The 14,816-nt window shown below is 69.2% G+C and carries 14 protein-coding genes and 2 pseudogenes; 6 read left to right on the plus strand and 10 right to left on the minus strand.

Annotated elements, in window-relative coordinates:
• Window positions 1-130: 130 nt before the first annotated feature.
• The 5 genes and pseudogenes from ACGFYH_RS15340 to ACGFYH_RS15360 form a co-directional block, all read right to left on the minus strand.
• Window positions 131-571 carry a DUF5615 family PIN-like protein gene (locus ACGFYH_RS15340; protein ID WP_393803615.1) on the minus strand — a complete coding sequence of 147 codons (441 nt, stop codon included), beginning with the start codon at window positions 569-571 and terminating at the stop codon, window positions 131-133.
• The gene (locus tag ACGFYH_RS15345) at window positions 571-1,032 is read right to left on the minus strand and encodes a DUF433 domain-containing protein (RefSeq protein WP_393803616.1); all 462 of its coding nucleotides are present in this window, start codon (window positions 1,030-1,032) and stop codon (window positions 571-573) included. Before ACGFYH_RS15345 ends, ACGFYH_RS15340 begins: the two co-directional genes overlap by 1 nt.
• Window positions 1,033-1,448: 416 nt before the next feature.
• Window positions 1,449-2,600: pseudogene (locus ACGFYH_RS15350) on the minus strand (tyrosine-type recombinase/integrase); the annotation flags it as partial.
• The gene (locus ACGFYH_RS15355) at window positions 2,600-2,812 is read right to left on the minus strand and encodes an excisionase family DNA-binding protein (protein ID WP_030214964.1); all 213 of its coding nucleotides are present in this window, start codon (window positions 2,810-2,812) and stop codon (window positions 2,600-2,602) included. The pseudogene ACGFYH_RS15350 and the gene ACGFYH_RS15355, both read right to left, overlap by 1 nt.
• 127 nt (window positions 2,813-2,939) lie before the next feature.
• The gene (locus ACGFYH_RS15360; protein WP_333750434.1) at window positions 2,940-3,197 is read right to left on the minus strand and encodes a helix-turn-helix transcriptional regulator; all 258 of its coding nucleotides are present in this window, start codon (window positions 3,195-3,197) and stop codon (window positions 2,940-2,942) included.
• A gap of 506 nt (window positions 3,198-3,703) precedes the next feature.
• Here ACGFYH_RS15360 and ACGFYH_RS15365 point away from each other — a divergent pair.
• The 4 genes and pseudogenes from ACGFYH_RS15365 to ACGFYH_RS15380 all read left to right on the plus strand — a co-directional run bounded on the left by ACGFYH_RS15365 (window position 3,704) and on the right by ACGFYH_RS15380 (window position 8,330).
• Window positions 3,704-4,660, plus strand: a complete 957-nt coding sequence (locus ACGFYH_RS15365; RefSeq protein ID WP_393803617.1) for a hypothetical protein — start codon at window positions 3,704-3,706, stop codon at window positions 4,658-4,660.
• Window positions 4,657-5,349, plus strand: coding sequence for an ATP-binding protein (locus ACGFYH_RS15370; RefSeq protein WP_382805562.1), 693 nt, complete (start codon window positions 4,657-4,659; stop codon window positions 5,347-5,349). Before ACGFYH_RS15365 ends, ACGFYH_RS15370 begins: the two co-directional genes overlap by 4 nt.
• An 888-nt stretch (window positions 5,350-6,237) precedes the next feature.
• Window positions 6,238-6,591, plus strand: a complete 354-nt coding sequence (locus ACGFYH_RS15375; RefSeq protein ID WP_393803747.1) for a plasmid mobilization protein — start codon at window positions 6,238-6,240, stop codon at window positions 6,589-6,591.
• Window positions 6,588-8,330, plus strand: a pseudogene (locus ACGFYH_RS15380) (relaxase/mobilization nuclease domain-containing protein). Before ACGFYH_RS15375 ends, ACGFYH_RS15380 begins: the two are co-directional and overlap by 4 nt.
• A gap of 14 nt (window positions 8,331-8,344) precedes the next feature.
• Here the strand turns inward: ACGFYH_RS15380 and ACGFYH_RS15385 are convergent.
• From ACGFYH_RS15385 to ACGFYH_RS15400, 4 genes are all read right to left on the minus strand, one after another.
• Window positions 8,345-9,091 (minus strand): class I SAM-dependent methyltransferase, encoded by a 747-nt coding sequence (locus ACGFYH_RS15385; RefSeq protein WP_393803618.1) that lies wholly within the window; start codon window positions 9,089-9,091, stop codon window positions 8,345-8,347.
• The gene (locus ACGFYH_RS15390) at window positions 9,088-10,560 is read right to left on the minus strand and encodes an asparagine synthase (protein WP_393803619.1); all 1,473 of its coding nucleotides are present in this window, start codon (window positions 10,558-10,560) and stop codon (window positions 9,088-9,090) included. The genes ACGFYH_RS15385 and ACGFYH_RS15390 overlap by 4 nt, the downstream gene beginning before the upstream one ends.
• Window positions 10,561-10,977: 417 nt before the next feature.
• Window positions 10,978-11,103, minus strand: coding sequence for a hypothetical protein (locus tag ACGFYH_RS15395; RefSeq protein WP_393803620.1), 126 nt, complete (start codon window positions 11,101-11,103; stop codon window positions 10,978-10,980).
• Between the two features lie 224 nt (window positions 11,104-11,327).
• The gene (locus tag ACGFYH_RS15400; RefSeq protein ID WP_393803621.1) at window positions 11,328-11,699 is read right to left on the minus strand and encodes a hypothetical protein; all 372 of its coding nucleotides are present in this window, start codon (window positions 11,697-11,699) and stop codon (window positions 11,328-11,330) included.
• A gap of 166 nt (window positions 11,700-11,865) precedes the next feature.
• Between ACGFYH_RS15400 and ACGFYH_RS15405 the strand changes: the two genes are divergently transcribed.
• Together ACGFYH_RS15405 and ACGFYH_RS15410 are read left to right on the plus strand one after the other, a co-directional pair.
• Window positions 11,866-13,122, plus strand: coding sequence for a helix-turn-helix transcriptional regulator (locus tag ACGFYH_RS15405; RefSeq protein WP_393803622.1), 1,257 nt, complete (start codon window positions 11,866-11,868; stop codon window positions 13,120-13,122).
• Between the two features lie 14 nt (window positions 13,123-13,136).
• Window positions 13,137-13,502 (plus strand): hypothetical protein, encoded by a 366-nt coding sequence (locus ACGFYH_RS15410; protein WP_393803623.1) that lies wholly within the window; start codon window positions 13,137-13,139, stop codon window positions 13,500-13,502.
• Window positions 13,503-13,601: 99 nt separating this feature from the next.
• Here the strand turns inward: ACGFYH_RS15410 and ACGFYH_RS15415 are convergent, their stop codons facing one another.
• Entirely contained in the window at window positions 13,602-14,810 is a 1,209-nt protein-coding gene (locus ACGFYH_RS15415; protein WP_393803624.1) for an MFS transporter, read from the minus strand.
• Window positions 14,811-14,816 lie beyond the last annotated feature (6 nt).

Below are 14,816 nucleotides of genomic sequence, written 5' to 3' on the forward strand. Positions count from 1 at the left end.
CGCGTCCACAGGCGCCGCAACCACCTTCCCTGGGGCGCTCCGGGCAGAAGGACTCAGCTGCCTTCCACGACCGCAGCGAGGCAGGCAGTGGTAGATAGCCCGGCGCGTCTACGCAGGATCGGCGACGTGACTAGCGCGGCCAGTAACGAGGCGGCTCCTTGGCAGGGTCGACCAGGTCGAACCGCTGCTTACTGCCCGGGTTCAAGCCTTTGATGTGGACGAGCTGCTGGCCGTGCGCCGTATCGAGCTCACGGACGATCAGAGGCATCGCGGCGATCACAGCGCCCATGGCCAGCCCCAGGCCGGCCATGCCCTTGTGGCCGTGGCTGAACCGGATGTGGTGCATGCCGGACTTCTTGATCGCGGACGTCTCCGACGGATCCTCCAGCTGACGCCCATCCTTGGTGAGAAAGACTTCGAAGCCTCTCTTCGCAGCATCGGGGAGGAGCGCGAGATCCTTCTTCCCCGCCCACTTGATCTCACTGACGTGGCGCACATCGTGCCCGGGCAGCAGCCGCCGGAGCATCTCCAGCATCTGTACCGGGACGTTCTCGTCGATGAGTATTCGCATCAGGCAGCGCGCGGTCCCGGGCTGTAGCTGTCCACATACAGTGCGAAGGAAACCGCATCGCGGGCGGCCTCCACTGTCACGCCGGGGTAATAGGCGGCGATCTCGTCAAGAGGGACGCCGTCCTCCACCAGCTCCGCGACGGCGTCGAACGGGACGCGAGTGCCGGTGATGACCGGCTGCCCCCCTTGCGTGTCCGGGTCCACACTGACGTGTTGCTTGGGCCGCAGAAGATGTGGGACGACAACGCCGGCGCGGGGCGCGAACTCCTGGAGGATATCGTCCATGGTCGCGATGACCCGCTGCCCAGGATGCTTGACAAGATCAGTTGCGTGATCGTCCTCGCTGTCGCCCACAAGGACGATGGAGTCGCCCTCGGCAACCAGGGAGTAGCTGGACAGGTGCTCGAACTCACCGAACCGCTTCAGTGTGGCCAGAGCCTTGCGGATCTTCTGCAGCGACACGTCCTGCCGGAGGATGGCGAACGCGCGTAGCGCCAGGACGTCCCGGAAGGAGTACAGAGCAGGCTTGGCCGCCAGCTCAGGGCAGAGAATCGGCCCATTACCTCGGTCCTGCCGCCACGAGCGCAGTTGTCCAGTGGTGGCTCCGGAGAGAGCCGCAGCCATGCGAGTCGAGTACGCCATGGTCCACTCCCTCCAGTCGTCGCAGAATCCTCAGGCCCCAGCATCCCAGCTATGCGCCTCAGGACGCTACAGGAAGTACGGACCGGCAGGGCCGAAAGCGGCACAAAGCCCCGTAACACGCTGATGGTCATTGACCAGGTCGAAAGCGCGGGCAGACGCGAAGAGGCGGATCGCCTGCCCTCCTCGGCCGGGGTCCATCTGAAAGTCGGTCCCGGGGCGGGGGCAGGCGACAATCGTGCCTCGCAGGCACTTCTCCGTACGCCTGGCGGTGCTTCGCCGAGCCTCTCCCTCACCTCAGCATCGATACCTCGGGCCAGCCTCCGCTGATGCTTGGCCGCCGAGTGCTGGTAGATCAGCTGGGCCCGCTCCGAGGACTGGCCGGCGCGCACCATGAGGTCCTTCAGCTTGGCGCCGGTGTCGGCGGCAAGGGTGTTTCCGGTGTGCCGGAGGTCGTAGAAACGGAAGTTGTCGGGCAGCCCCACCCTCGTCCTGGCCTTGCGCCATTTCCGTCCGAACGTCGAGCGGCGGAACGGGGCTCCCTTCTCCCCGACGAAGAGGAGCCCGTCCGGCTCCTTCTCGGCGAACCACTGCACGTGGCGTCGCAGCTCGGGCAGGAGGAAGTCGGGCAGGTACACGGTGCGCCTGCCCGCTCGGGACTTGGGATCGCCGGTGACCCTCCTGCCGTTGGTCAGCTCCGGTGACGCATGCGTGATCCGCAGGGAGCATTCGTCGAGATCGACACTGCGGCGGCGCAGTTCGGCCAGTTCCTCGGGGCGGAGCGAGGCGAAAGCGCCGAGCAGGACCATCAGGCGCCAGCGCGGACCCAAGGCGTCGGCGAGGTCGAAGACCTGCTCCACGGTGGCGGTCGGCCGCTCGTCGGCTTCCTCCCGACCGGCGCCCTTGATCCGGCACGGGTTGGTCCGCAGGAGGTCGTCGTCGACCGCGGTCTGCAGGATGGCCTTCAGCAGCCGGTACGACTTGGCGACCGTCGTGGCACCCGTTGCCTTGAGCCGCTCGGCTCGCCAGGTGCGGACGGAAGGCGGTGTGATCTCGTCCAGGTCCTTGCCGCCGAAGGCCGGCAGGAGATGCAGGCGTAGCAGGCCGTCGTAGCGGTCGACCGTGGTCGGCGCCAGACCGCGCTCCTCCACCCAGCGGAGGGCGTACCTCTCGAAGTTGATTGCGCCGGCGTCCGGGTCGCGCCAGTGGTCACGTTCGATGTCGGCACGGACCAGGTTCAGCCAGTCCTGCGCGTCGGTCTTCGTATCGAAGGTCTCGGGGGCCTTGTGGCGCTGCCCGTCCGGGCCCAGATAGCGGGCCTGCCATCGACCGGACGGGAGCTTGCGAACGGTGCCGAACTCCCGACGACGCTGGGGCCTGCGTGTCGGCATCAGGCGGCCCTCCCGTACCGGGTGCGGGTGCGCCGGGTCGGTTCGACCGTGCGTGCCTCGATGTACTCGGTGACGGCGCTCTCGGGGACGCGCACGGGACGGCCGAGCTTGACGTAGCGAATGCGGCGCTCGGCGATCAGGCGGCGAATGAACCGTTCGCCGGTACCGAGCTGTTCGGCGGCTTCGGCCACCGTCAGAAGGCGATCAGTCATGGGCGACCGCCCCCTTTCGGCTGTGCTGCTGTGGGCAACGAGCCGGGGCTATTGCGTGTCGGTGCAACGGTGAGGCTTCCTTACCGAGGTCGGGAACTGGAGCGGGCACGGCGGGCCAGGAGTGGCTTCAACAAGTCGCGGAGTCCTGGAGCAGGGCACGGGCCGGGACGCGAAGTGCCTGCGCGAGGGCGAGCAGGTCGTCGATGTCGCAGCGGCGCTGTGCGCGTTCGATGCGGGACAGCATCGTGTTGGACATTGGCCGGCCGAGGGCGGTGACGCGAGCGGCCAGCTCTCGCTGGGAGAGGCCGCGCTCGGTGCGGAGAATTTCGATCGTACGGGCGGCCCTTATCCCGGCCGGGCCGATTTCCAGTGAACGTGCTGCCATGACTCCAATTCTCGGCTGCGTTCGCCGGTTTGGTTAACCGGCGATCGTCGGCTATGTTGCGCCGCCCTGCGATTGGCGGGCGGGTGGCCATTTCGTCGATACGTTCCCCGTGACAGCGGCCCGAGCAGTGCTCGACAGCGTCTCTGACGTGGGATGTTGTGTTGTAGCTTCGTCACTCACCGGACGTCAACGCCTTGCCGATGTGATCCTTCTGGCTTGTCGCTCAGAACAACTATTTGGTCAACCGCCGATCGTGACCTACCGTTTTCACACCGCCCTCGCCGCCCCGATTCCCTACGACCTTTCTGCCGACAGAGATTCGACAGGTCAGGGCTGGACTTGTGCCGCTCGGGTGTGGCTATGTTGACGACACCCCCGGAGAAGCGCGACCGGCTCTCAGTCAGCCTCGCGTCAACGGCCGGCCAACTCCCCCGCCTTTGCCGTCACGACCGACGGTGAGCCATGGGTGCCCGCCCATCGGCCACCGAGTGAGGAACACTCCGCTCTTGGCACGGATCCGCACCATCAAGCCCGAAGCCTTCGTATCCGAATCCCTCGCCGTCGTCACCCTGACCGCCGAGCGCACCTTCTTCGGTCTGCTCACCCAGGCCGACGACCAGGGCCGCTATCGCGACCACGCGGCGATCATCGCCGGTCAGCTGTGGGTTCTGCGCCCGGAGCACACTCCCGCCGAGGTCGAAAAGGATCTCGCCCAGCTCGCCGACGCCGGCCTGGTCTGCCGGTACAAGGGCCCGGACGACAAGCGCTACCTGCACATCGTCACGTGGCACAAGCACCAGAAAATCAACCGGGCCAGCAAGAGCCGCATCCCGGCCTGCCCTCGCCACAATGATCCAGACGGTGCCCCGCGCGACACCGAGGCTGTCGAGGCGGTGGCACCCGCGCCGTCCGTAACGCACGGAGACGTCGCGGACCATGCGCCGAACCCTCACGGAGGTGGCAGTGAAGGGGCATGGAACCCGCACGGTCCCTCGGCCCAAATGGAAAAAACCAGCAAACCCACAGGTCAGGAGGCATTCAGTGCGCCCTCACGTGAACCTCATGGGCTCGTGCTTGAGGCCGCGGTGACACCTCACGGTCCGGATCTAGGACCTAGGATCATGGATCTAGGATCTACCCCTTCGGGGGGCGCAAGCGCCCCCGCGGCCAACACCGTCTCGGCCAAGCAGCTCATCGCCGAATACAGCGCGGCATGCGCCCACCGCCCGCCCCAGGACGTCCTGGGTCATCTCGGCCGAGAGGTGCGCAAGCTGCTCGCCGAAGGCATCGCTCCCGACCACATCAGGGCAGGGCTCGTCCTCCACAGGACCAAGGGCAAGCACCCCAGCATCCTGCCGAGCCTGGTGCACGAGGCCATGAACGCCGCCCTCGCCCAGCCCGTCATCCACAGGGCGTGGACAAACCCCGCCGACGTCGAAGCCGCCTACGGAGAACAGCTCTGACCTCCACCCTCACCCGCGAACCCCAGCACGTCGGCCCGCTCGCCGACCGTCTGAACGGCATACTGGCGGGCCGTGGCATCGACCCCGGCGCCGTAGCCGCGGAGCCGCCCGCCGAGCCCGTCACCGCCCTGGAGCTGGCCGACGCCCGCATCCCGGCCCGTTACCGCCGCGCCCTCGCCGACCACCCTCAGATCATCGCCTGGGCCGACCACATCGCCCATGCCGGACGCCCCGGCCCCAGTGGGCCCGGCATCGCCGAGGGTCCCTCCCTGCTGATCGCCGGCCCCACCGGCACGGGCAAGACGCATCAGGCGTACGGCGCCGTCCGGGCACTCCTCACCCGCGGGGTCCGCCTGCGCTGGGAAGCCGTCACCACCGCCGACCTGTACGCCCGCCTGCGTCCCCGTGCCGGCCACGACGCCGAGCGCGACCTGCGGACCCTGGCCCGCAGCCCACTACTGCTTCTGGACGACCTCGGAGCGGCCAAGACCAGCGAGTGGACCGAGGAGCTGACCTACCGGCTCATCAACCACCGGTACGAGCACCTGCTCCCCACCCTCATCACCACCAACCTCCCCACCGCCGAGCTGCGCACCACCCTCGGTGACCGCGTCGCCTCCCGCCTCGCGGAGATGACCGACCGCGTCATCCTCAAGGGCCCTGACAGACGACGTCACCGCTCCTCCTGACGATCGACGGGGACCGGACGCCGGAAGGGCAGTCCGCGAGCGCGTGTCCTTTCACCAGGAGGACCGGCCTCGTGCCGCGTCGAGGACCGAGCGAGGGTGTCGGGGACCGGTCCTCAATGGCCGGGGACCGGACGGCACATGCGGGGACCGAGCATCCCGGTCCCGGGACCATGACCACCCGAGGTGGGGACCGGTCCTCACCAGACACCGAGGGCCGGTCCCGTACGTCTCGGGGACCGGTCCCCGACGGTCCCGTCGGATACCGGAACGGTTCCAGGGAAAAGCAGCAGGTCACAGCCCTCAGGTGAGCAGAAGCAACGGTCCTGCACCGCAGATGAAAGTCAATCGTGAGGGGGGACCGAGCCCCGCCGGGTCCCTGTCCTGCCGAGGACCGAAGACCCGCAGAACCCGGCACGCGGTCCCCGAGCGTGATGCACAGTGGGAGAGAGGACCGGTCCCCGCGGACCGCTCCAACCTGGAGCCCACCGCCCCACACGGTCCCGTAACGAGCCTGCCCGGTGCCAGCCGCGTACGGCCGCCACTACGGGCTCTCGCCGTAGAACACCCATCCAGAAAGCACCCATGCACCCACCACATCAGCACACTCCCGGCGACGTGCGTCAGGAGGCAACCATCTCAGCCCCTGGCGGAGCAAGTTGGTGCAAGAGCATTGCTCCCGAGGGGAGCAATGCTCTTGCGTCTCCCGCCCCGAGAGCGGCGGGAATGGATCGGCTCCTGGAGGCGCCGATCCATCCGGATGCGACCGAGGACGGATCGCAAACCGGTGGGGAAGAGCCACACGCGAACCACAGCATCGACTGCGCGCGCAGCTCTCCGTCGCAGCCCCGCCTACAGCAGCGCGAACGCCTGCGCGACGAGAACAAGCGCCTGCACCAGCCCAGCTGCCGCATGAACGATGCCGAGTACCAACTGCTCGCCCGAGCAGCCGCCACGTGTCACATGAGCGTCGCCGGCTTCCTCGCCCGCGCCGCTCTCGACGCCGCCCGTGACCTCGCTCGCACCACCGCGGACATAGCGGGCGAGCGAGAGATGCTGCAGGAGCTGTTCGCGCTGCGGCGCCATCTCGGGCAATTCGGCAACAACCTCAACCAGGTGGCCAAGGCGCTGAACTCCGGCGCCGACGCACCGCAGGCAGAAGCGGTCCTCACCGCCGTCCAGCGCATCGCCAAGCGCGTCGACGCCTTCACCCAGCACCACTTGGACAACGGGACGGCCGGGTGATCCCCCGCGTCCACGCAAGAGGCACGCGCACCATCGGCCTGCTCCACTACCTGTATGGGCCCGGCACGCACGAAGAACACACAGACCCGCACCTGGTGGCCGCCTGGGACAGCCTCGCCCCTGATCCCGGGCGCGACCCCGAGGCCACGTACGGCGATCTCCAGCGGCTACTCGACCAGCCGGTCAACGCCCTGCCGAAGAGCCGACGGCCCGCCGAGCACGTGTGGCATCTGTAGGTACGCGCCGCTCCTGAGGACCCGGTCCTGTCGGACGAGCAGTGGGGCGAGATAGCGCGCCGAATGGTCGCCGCCACCGGCATCGCTCCCGACGGTGACGACGCCGCCTGCCGCTGGGCAGCGATTCGGCACGCCGACGACCACATCCACATCATCGCCACCGTCATACGAGAGGACGGCCGCCAAGCCCGTATCCGCCAGGACGGCAGGCGTTCCCAAGCCGAAGCCCGCGTGATCGAGATCGACTACGGGTTGCGCCGCCTCGCCACCGGCGATGGCACCGCGGCCCGTCGTCCGACCAGCGCCGAACGGCACAAGGCCCAGCGGGAAGGCCGGGAGCGCACCGCGCGGGAGGAACTCCGTGAGTCCGTGCGCCGGGCAGTGGCCGGTGCTGCCTCGACGGACGAGTTCTTCGACCGCCTGGCCGCCGCCGGTCTGCTGATCCGCAAGCGTCTCGCGCCCTCCGGCGATCTCCTCGGGTACAAGGTCGCCCTCCCTGATGACCGGAACAAGGACGGCGAGCCGGTCTTCTACTCAGGATCCAAGCTGGCGCCCGACCTGTCCCTGCCCCGTGTCCGTGAACGCTGGGGCCGGCCCTCGGAGACGCCCACCGCCGTCGACGGCTCATGGCCGGATCAGTCTGCACTGCCGCCCGTGACAGGCCCCGCGTTCGCGCGGCGGCGGGCCGCGGCTGCCACGTGGCAGGCCCTGCTTGTGATCGACCACGGCGACGACGGCACTGTAGCGGCCCAGATCGCCGCGACCGGAGAGGTCCTGGACGCGCTGGCCAAGACCTCCGCCGCCCACACCCGGGCTGAACTGCGCGATGCGGCCTCCGCGTTCGAGCGCGCGAGCCGCTCCCACGTGAAGGCAGTACGCGGGCACGACCGGGCCCTGCGACAAGCCGCCCGTGATCTCGTGCACAGCGGGCCGGTCCTGGGCCGGGGCGAAGACGGCGCCTCCACGGCCATGCTTATCGACATGGCCTTCTTCGTCGTGACCGCCGCAGCGAAGTGGCACGCCAGGAAGCACCACAGCCAGCAGGCCGCCGCCGCCCGGCAAGCCGCCGAGCACCTCCGCGCCGCCTATCAGGCCGCCGCAGTCCAGCCCATGACCGCACTGAGCCAGCGAGGCCGGCGACTGACTCCACGTGTTCGGCAACAGCAGGCGAACCTGCTCCACCAAGTGCTGCCGGCGCTGGCCCACCAGATCCAAGCCGAGTCCGGCTGGCCTGCCCTGGCCGCCACACTGGACGACGCCCGGAGGGCCGGCCATGACCCGGCCGCCCTGCTGACCGAAGCCACGGCACGGCGCGAACTACGCTCCGCCGGATCCATGAGCGACGTCCTCGTCTGGCGTCTGCGCCGCAACGCTCACCTGCCCGCACTACCCGACGACCGCAACGCCACGTCCCTCCGAGCCAACCGGCACACCTCGCACTCGGCGCCCACCACGCAGTCGGCGCCCGGCCCGACAGGGAACGATCCCCGCCGTGGGCGCTGACGACCGCGTCCTGATCACCTGTACCGGGTCACGGTGTACGCGGTAGGCCCGTGCAAGGTGCCTGCTCCGATCCCGTCGGTGATCTGGAGGACGTCGAAGCCGGCGAGGGCCGCGTACAGCTCCAGCTCACGCGGTCCGAGGACACGTCGACAGATCACGTCCCGTGTTTCCTCACCTGAGCCGAACACCCAGTGCCGGCGCATGGTGTTCATCTGGGCCCGCAGGTCCCACTCGTAGGTGATGGTCACTTGGGCCGTGCCCGATCCGGTCTCGACCTCTGTTTCCTGCGGCTCATCACGCTCGATCGGGGCTACGGAGCAGCAAAGTACGAGGAGCGTCCCAGGACGGGCATGCGCTGCGAAGGTCCGGAAGACCGCCTGGATGTCCTGGTTGTCGTGCACGTAGGAGAGGGAGTTTCCCAGGCAGGTCAGCACGTCAGCGGTGTGGTCGAGGCGGATGGTGCGCATGTCGCCGAGGCGGATGTCGAGGCCGGGCCGCGTGCGGCGGGCGTAGTCGACCAGGCCGGGCTGGACCTCGACGCCGATGCAGTCGAAGTAATGGGCCAGCAGCTCCAGGTCTCTGCCGGTTCCGCAGCCCAGGTCCAGCAGAGTGCGGGCGTCCGGGCGGTGCCGGTCGACGAGCGCCCGGCAGGTGCTCGCGCTGGTGCTGTCGGACTGCACTCTGTCGTACAGGGCGGGGTCTCGGTAGAAGAGGTTGGAGGCTGCCAGGTGGCTGGGTTCGGCGATGTCCAGGCCGCTCATGCGAGGCTCCGCAGTCCGGCTTCCAGGGCGAGTGTGTCGCACAGCAGGTCGGGCACCGCGGGAGTCCGCTCGGAGTGGTCACGGGCCCGGCTGAGGGCGTCGGCATCAACGTAGCCGAGATCGATCAGCAGGGAATCGGTCAGCATCTCGTCCAGGAGAGGGAGCCCGTAGGTGCGCAGTCCCGACTCCATGACCGCGAGGAAGTTCTCCGGCTCGGTGGGAGCCGCGACGGACTCGGGCAGACCCGCCCGCCGAAGCCGGTCGCGGAACATCCTCTTGTCGCGTTTGTACTCGTGCGGCAGCTGCTCCATGAAGCGGATCATCCGGGGGTGGACGAGGGGTGCCACCGGCCAGATACCGAGTCTCACGTACGCCGGGTTGTGCAGGCCGAACGCCATGAGCGTGGGCACAGGCAGGACCGGGATGGGAGCGAGGTTCTCGTTCACCTGGGCCAGCGCCGCGGTGGCCTTGTCGCCGAGCCACGGCACCGGCTCGCTCGGCGGAAGTCCGGATTCCGTACGCGAGTGGTGGGCGTTGACCTCGTCCCCACCACATCCGGTGAAGACCAGCTCGCAGCCGTGTGCGGCCACGTGCCCGCGCACGACATCGAACGCCTCCTGGTAGAAGGCGCCCGCCGGGTCGTGTGGGCGCCTGCGATCCCGTACTCCGCCAGGCACGAAGGGCGGGTGCTGCATCGCTGGCACAGCGGTGTCCCACAGGCCCAAGAGGTCCACCAGGGCGCGGCGGCGGTCTCGCTGGAGCTGACCGATCCGGCCGTCCATGAGCAGCCCGAAGGTGTGCACGGAGCCGAAACCGGCCGCGACGGCGGACAGTGCCACGTTGGCCGAGTCCGCTCCGCCGGACACCTCGACACCGACACGGCTTGCCGTCGATCGCCACTCGGCCGCGGCCTCGGTGAGCAGTGCGTCGAATGTGGTCACGGGGTCCACTCCGCTACGGAGGCTGCGGGGTTCCAGGACGTGCTGGGCGGGCTCGGGGTAGACGATGGAGAGCCCTGCCGGTGTGAAGACCGCGGTGGCGCGTTCGGTGAGTCGGTACACGCCGTCGAAGAGGGTGTCGGTGCTGTAGCGGTGTTGGCGGCTCAAGGTGCGGGCGACCGCTCGTGGATTGAGCCGGTCAGGTCGCAGGTGAGGCCGGAGGTCGACGATGTCCCACGACCCGAAGATCTCGTCGCCTACTGCTGTGAGGTACAGCGGGACGGTCCCCAGCACTCCCGCCGAGACCTGGATCTCGTCGGGCCGGACGAGCAGCGACGTGTAGTCGGCTTCACCGTCTCTGTTTTCCCGCACCAGCGCACAGACGCTCGATCCGTCGCCCGGTATGAGGTCCGCGACCAGGACGGTTGCGTGAGCGGGCCGGATCCAGCTCTCCCCCTTGACCCAGCGGTCTGTGTCCCACCGCCAGCCGGCGTCCCGGGTGTCTGCCAGCCGCACTCGAAACGAGAGCACTCCACTCCCCTCCTCTACGGAGCGGCGGAGCAGGACGCCAGGCCCTGCTCCGCCGCGTTGCCTGGCCGATCAGCTGCAGTGGTCGCCGTTGTTGTCGCCGCCGCCGGGCATCTTGTCGAGCAGCGCCGCGTCCATGCTGGGGACGCCGGTGACCAGGTCGCCCGTGAAGAGTTCGTCGATGATCATGGCTGTTCCTTCCTCCTGCGGAGTGGGTGGACGGGCCCCGCGAGCTGCGGAGCCCGGACCCGTCCCTGCCGCCGGCGTTCACGGCGAACTGGACGGGAGCGCGTTGGGTGGGGGGCCCGCTCTGGCCGAGGGGGAGAGCGGCTGAGCCCTTCCCCGGTGGGGACCGGGTCTTCATGAGGGCTCGCTCGGCCAGAGCGGGAGTCGGTAGGTCGGGAGCGGACCGGTGGTCTCTCAGTCGGGGGCGAAGTGCCACAGAGCCCAGGCGACCGGGATAGTGGAGACGATGATCAGGGCCGACAGCAGCCACTGCCGCCAGCCATAGGGGCGACCTCGCCTGCTGCGTCGCCGGCTCACCATCCCCGGGACACCGCCACCACGATCGATCCCCCGAGCGCCAGGACGCACGCGATGTACATGACCTGGGCCGTGACCTGGCCTTTCACTGCGCGTCCTGGCCCTTGCCACGCTGTTGCCCCACGGTCGGCGCGAGGCCGGGGCGGCCGATGAAGACGCGTCGTGCTCGTTCCTGGTCGGGCAGAGTGGCGCCAGGCGAGCGCACTGGCAGCTCGTTTGGGGGTTGGTCAGCCATCGTCCTGGTCCTTCTTCCGGGTCGCGCGGTAGACGTCGGCGAAGCGTCTGGTCAGCGCGCCGACGTCGCGCATGTACTGGTAGGCGATGAAGTGGGGGGACTGCTCCGTCGGCCGGCGCGTCAGGTCGAGGACCCGGTAGCCCTCTCGGAACAACGCCTGGACGGCCGGGTCCTCGTCAAAGCCGAGTTCCTCGGCCATCAGCACTCTCAGGTGGCTGACCAGGTCACGGGTCGTCGCGTCGATCACCGGGCGTTCGGGCATCATCAGGCGAATGGCCAGCGCAGTGTCCACGGCCTCGTCGACCGCCTCCAGGACGATCGACACTCCAGCCGCCTCGGACGACGTGACGCTTCCTGCTGCCATATCCGCACCCCTTCTCCGGTCTCCACCGTTGTCGTGCCTGACAACGTCCAGAAAAGCGGCTCGCGTTGGCGCGGACCACGGCATCCACGGGGCAGTCCTGGGACACTTCTGGGACAGCCCGGTGCCGTCGGGTTAGACGCGGGTTGATGCGTGGAAAGGGGGCGGCATGGGGCTTGCGGAGAGGCGCAGGACGCTGGGCTACAGTCAGGAAGAGCTCGCGCACGCCCTTGGCGTGGACCGACGAACCGTCGGCCGCTGGGAAGGCCGCACCACCACCCCGCAGCCGCCGCTGAGACCACGGCTGGCCGAGTTGCTCCACCTCGACCTTGACGAACTCGACGCCTTGGTGGGACAGCCACGAGCAGCCCGACCGGAGTCGGCAGGGCCGCCGCCTCGCGACCACCACGGCTCAGGGGACCTCGACGACATGATCCGACGCCAGTTCCTGCGCGCCATCACCGTCACCAGTGCCCTGGTGGCCCTATCCCCCGACGGGGGCGCAGCCCTCGCGGAGGGCGCGCTGCGCGGGATGTCCGACGACTTCCTGCGCATGAACGGACACCTGTGGCAGGTCTACCAACTCGCCCGCGCCAAGCGTTCCGTCTACCCGGTCGTCCGCGACCAGCTCACCGCCCTGAACGAGACCCTCGACGGGCGGCCCGAGGCCGAAGCACAGGCTTTGTGCGGCGCGGCCGGTGACCTCTTCCAGCTCGCCGGAGAACTGGCCTTCGACGGCAACCGCTACACCGACGCCGCCGCCTCCTACACGCTCGCCGCCTCTGCCAGCCGGGAGGCGAAGTCCTACGACCTGTGGGCGTGTGCCCTCGTCCGCCACGCCTACGTCGATCTGTACGAACGCCGCTACGCCGACGCGGTCGGCACGCTGTCGGCCGCCGAGAAGGTGGCACGGCGCGGGGACGGTTCCCTGTCCACCCGTTACTGGGTCGCTGCCGTCCAGGCCGAGGCGTACGCCGGCCTCGGCGACCTCGCCGCCTGCGAACGCGCCCTGGACAAAGCGGAGAAGGTGACCGGCCTGAGCGGGGCGGCCCACAACGGCGGCTGGCTGCGTTTCGACGGCTCCCGACTCGCAGAGGAGCGCGGAGCGCGCTACCTCCAGCTCGGACACCTCGACCTCGCCGAGAAGGCACTCAGTACCGCACTCGGCCAGGACATCCTCGCTTCCGGCCAGTCCTTCCGCCGACGCGGTGCGGTCCTGACCGACCTCGCAGCCATCGGCGCCCGGCGTCACGACCCCGACCAAGTACTCGCCTACGGCGGGGAGGCGTTGCGACTCGCCCGCACGTCATCCTCCGGTTACGTCGCCCATAAACTTCAAGGGCTACGAACCGACCTCGGCCCGCTCACCCGCGACGCTCGTGTGGCGGAGCTGGGCGCCGAGATCGACGCACTGTGCACGACGTAACGAGAGGGGAAGGCATGTCGCAGTCCGAGGGCGCCCGACTGTTCCGCGAGGCTTGGATCACCGGAGTGCGCAAACACTTCCCCGGCGAGCCCAAGCCCGGCTACGTCACCCCCTGGGAAGAGACGCCCGAGTGGGAGCGCCAGGCCGCCGGCGCCGTCCACGACCAGGTGCGCCAGTTCCTCGGCCTCAGCGACCGCCACGCCTCCCGCCTCACCCGCGAGCAGAAGAGCCGCTTCGTCGCCACCTGCTGGACCGCGCAGATGTACAAGCATTTCGAGAACCCGAAGCCCGGCTACGTCGCCGACTGGCCGGACCTGCCCGACTGGCAGAAGGAGACCGACGCCGACATCTTCGAGGCCATCGAGGATGCCTCGAAGTAGCCACGGACTCGTTTCCGTTCAAGCCCGGCTCCGGACCTGACCCCGCTGCGGCCTCGCTCGCCCACCCGTCGCACTAGTCTCGGTCGCCCTCGCCGCCACTCAACGTCTGTCGGAGACCACCGCCAACACGCTGGCGCCCAGGGACACTCCCGCGAGGACCCAGAAGAGGGCCGGGTACCCGCCGAGGGCTGCGGCGAGGGCGGCGCCGACGAAGGGGGCGACGGCGCCGGCGGTCGTGACCGGTGCGGCGAGGAGCCCGGACAGCGTGCCATAGTGGGTGGCCCCCCAGCGTTCGGTGATGGCGGTGGCCTGGAGCAGGGTGAGGTTTCCTCTGACCATGCCCGCGGTGACGGACAGAAGGACGAGGACCGCGTAGGGCCCCGGAGTTATCGCAAGGGACGCGGTGGTTGCGCCGCCTGCCACGATGAGGGCCACCGTGCGTGTGGTGACCGAGGTGCGGCGCACCAGGGCGGAGTAGAGAGTACGACCGAGCGTCTGGCCTGCGCCGCCCAGGCCGAGTGCCCACGCGGCCGCGGTGGGACTCATCCCTCGCTCGGTCAGCAGCGGGACGAGCGCGATGACGACGGCGTACAGCGCGAAGCCGTTCAAGGTCAGCGCGGCTGCCAGCATCAGGAACGGGCGGCTGCGGGCGACCGTGCCGCTTTCGCCCGCCTGTTGTGTGGCGTGGGTGGGCAAGGGCGGCCATGGGGCTCGTAGCGCCAGGGCGTGGGCGGGGACGGTGACGACCGCGAGGATCAGAGCGAGGAGTGCATAGGTGTTTCGCCAGCTGAGGTGCTCGGCGAGCGCGGCCGTGAGAGGTGCGAAGACCGTCGAGGCCAGACCACCGGCAAGCGTGACCACGGTGAGCGCTCGGACTCGGTCCTCGCCCCACCAGCGGGTGACGGCGGCAAAGGCGGGCTGGTAGAAGGTCGCGGCCATGGCCAGACCCGCCAGCAGCCAGGCAGCCGTGAAAGCAGCCAGGTTGGGCGCGTGGGCGAGGGCGAGGACGGCGGTGACACCGAGGACCGAGCCCACGGTCATGACCGTACGCGGGCCACGGCGGTCGAGGACGCGGCCGACGGGTATGCCCGCGAGCGCCGACACGATCAGGGCGGCGGAGAAGGCGCCGGTGGTGGCGGTCGTCGACCAACCGGTGTCGGCGGTGATCCTCGGGTTCAGGACGGGGAATGCGTAGTAGACGATTCCCCAGCTGGTGATCTGGGTGACGCACAGGGCGGGCAGGGCGGCGCGAGGCCGCGACCGGTCCCCCGTTCCGGTCACGGCCTCGCTGGTGTGAAGGTTGGCCATCGGCGG

The organism is Streptomyces sp. NPDC048392, from assembly GCF_043200575.1.
Taxonomy (GTDB): Bacteria; Actinomycetota; Actinomycetes; order Streptomycetales; family Streptomycetaceae; genus Streptomyces.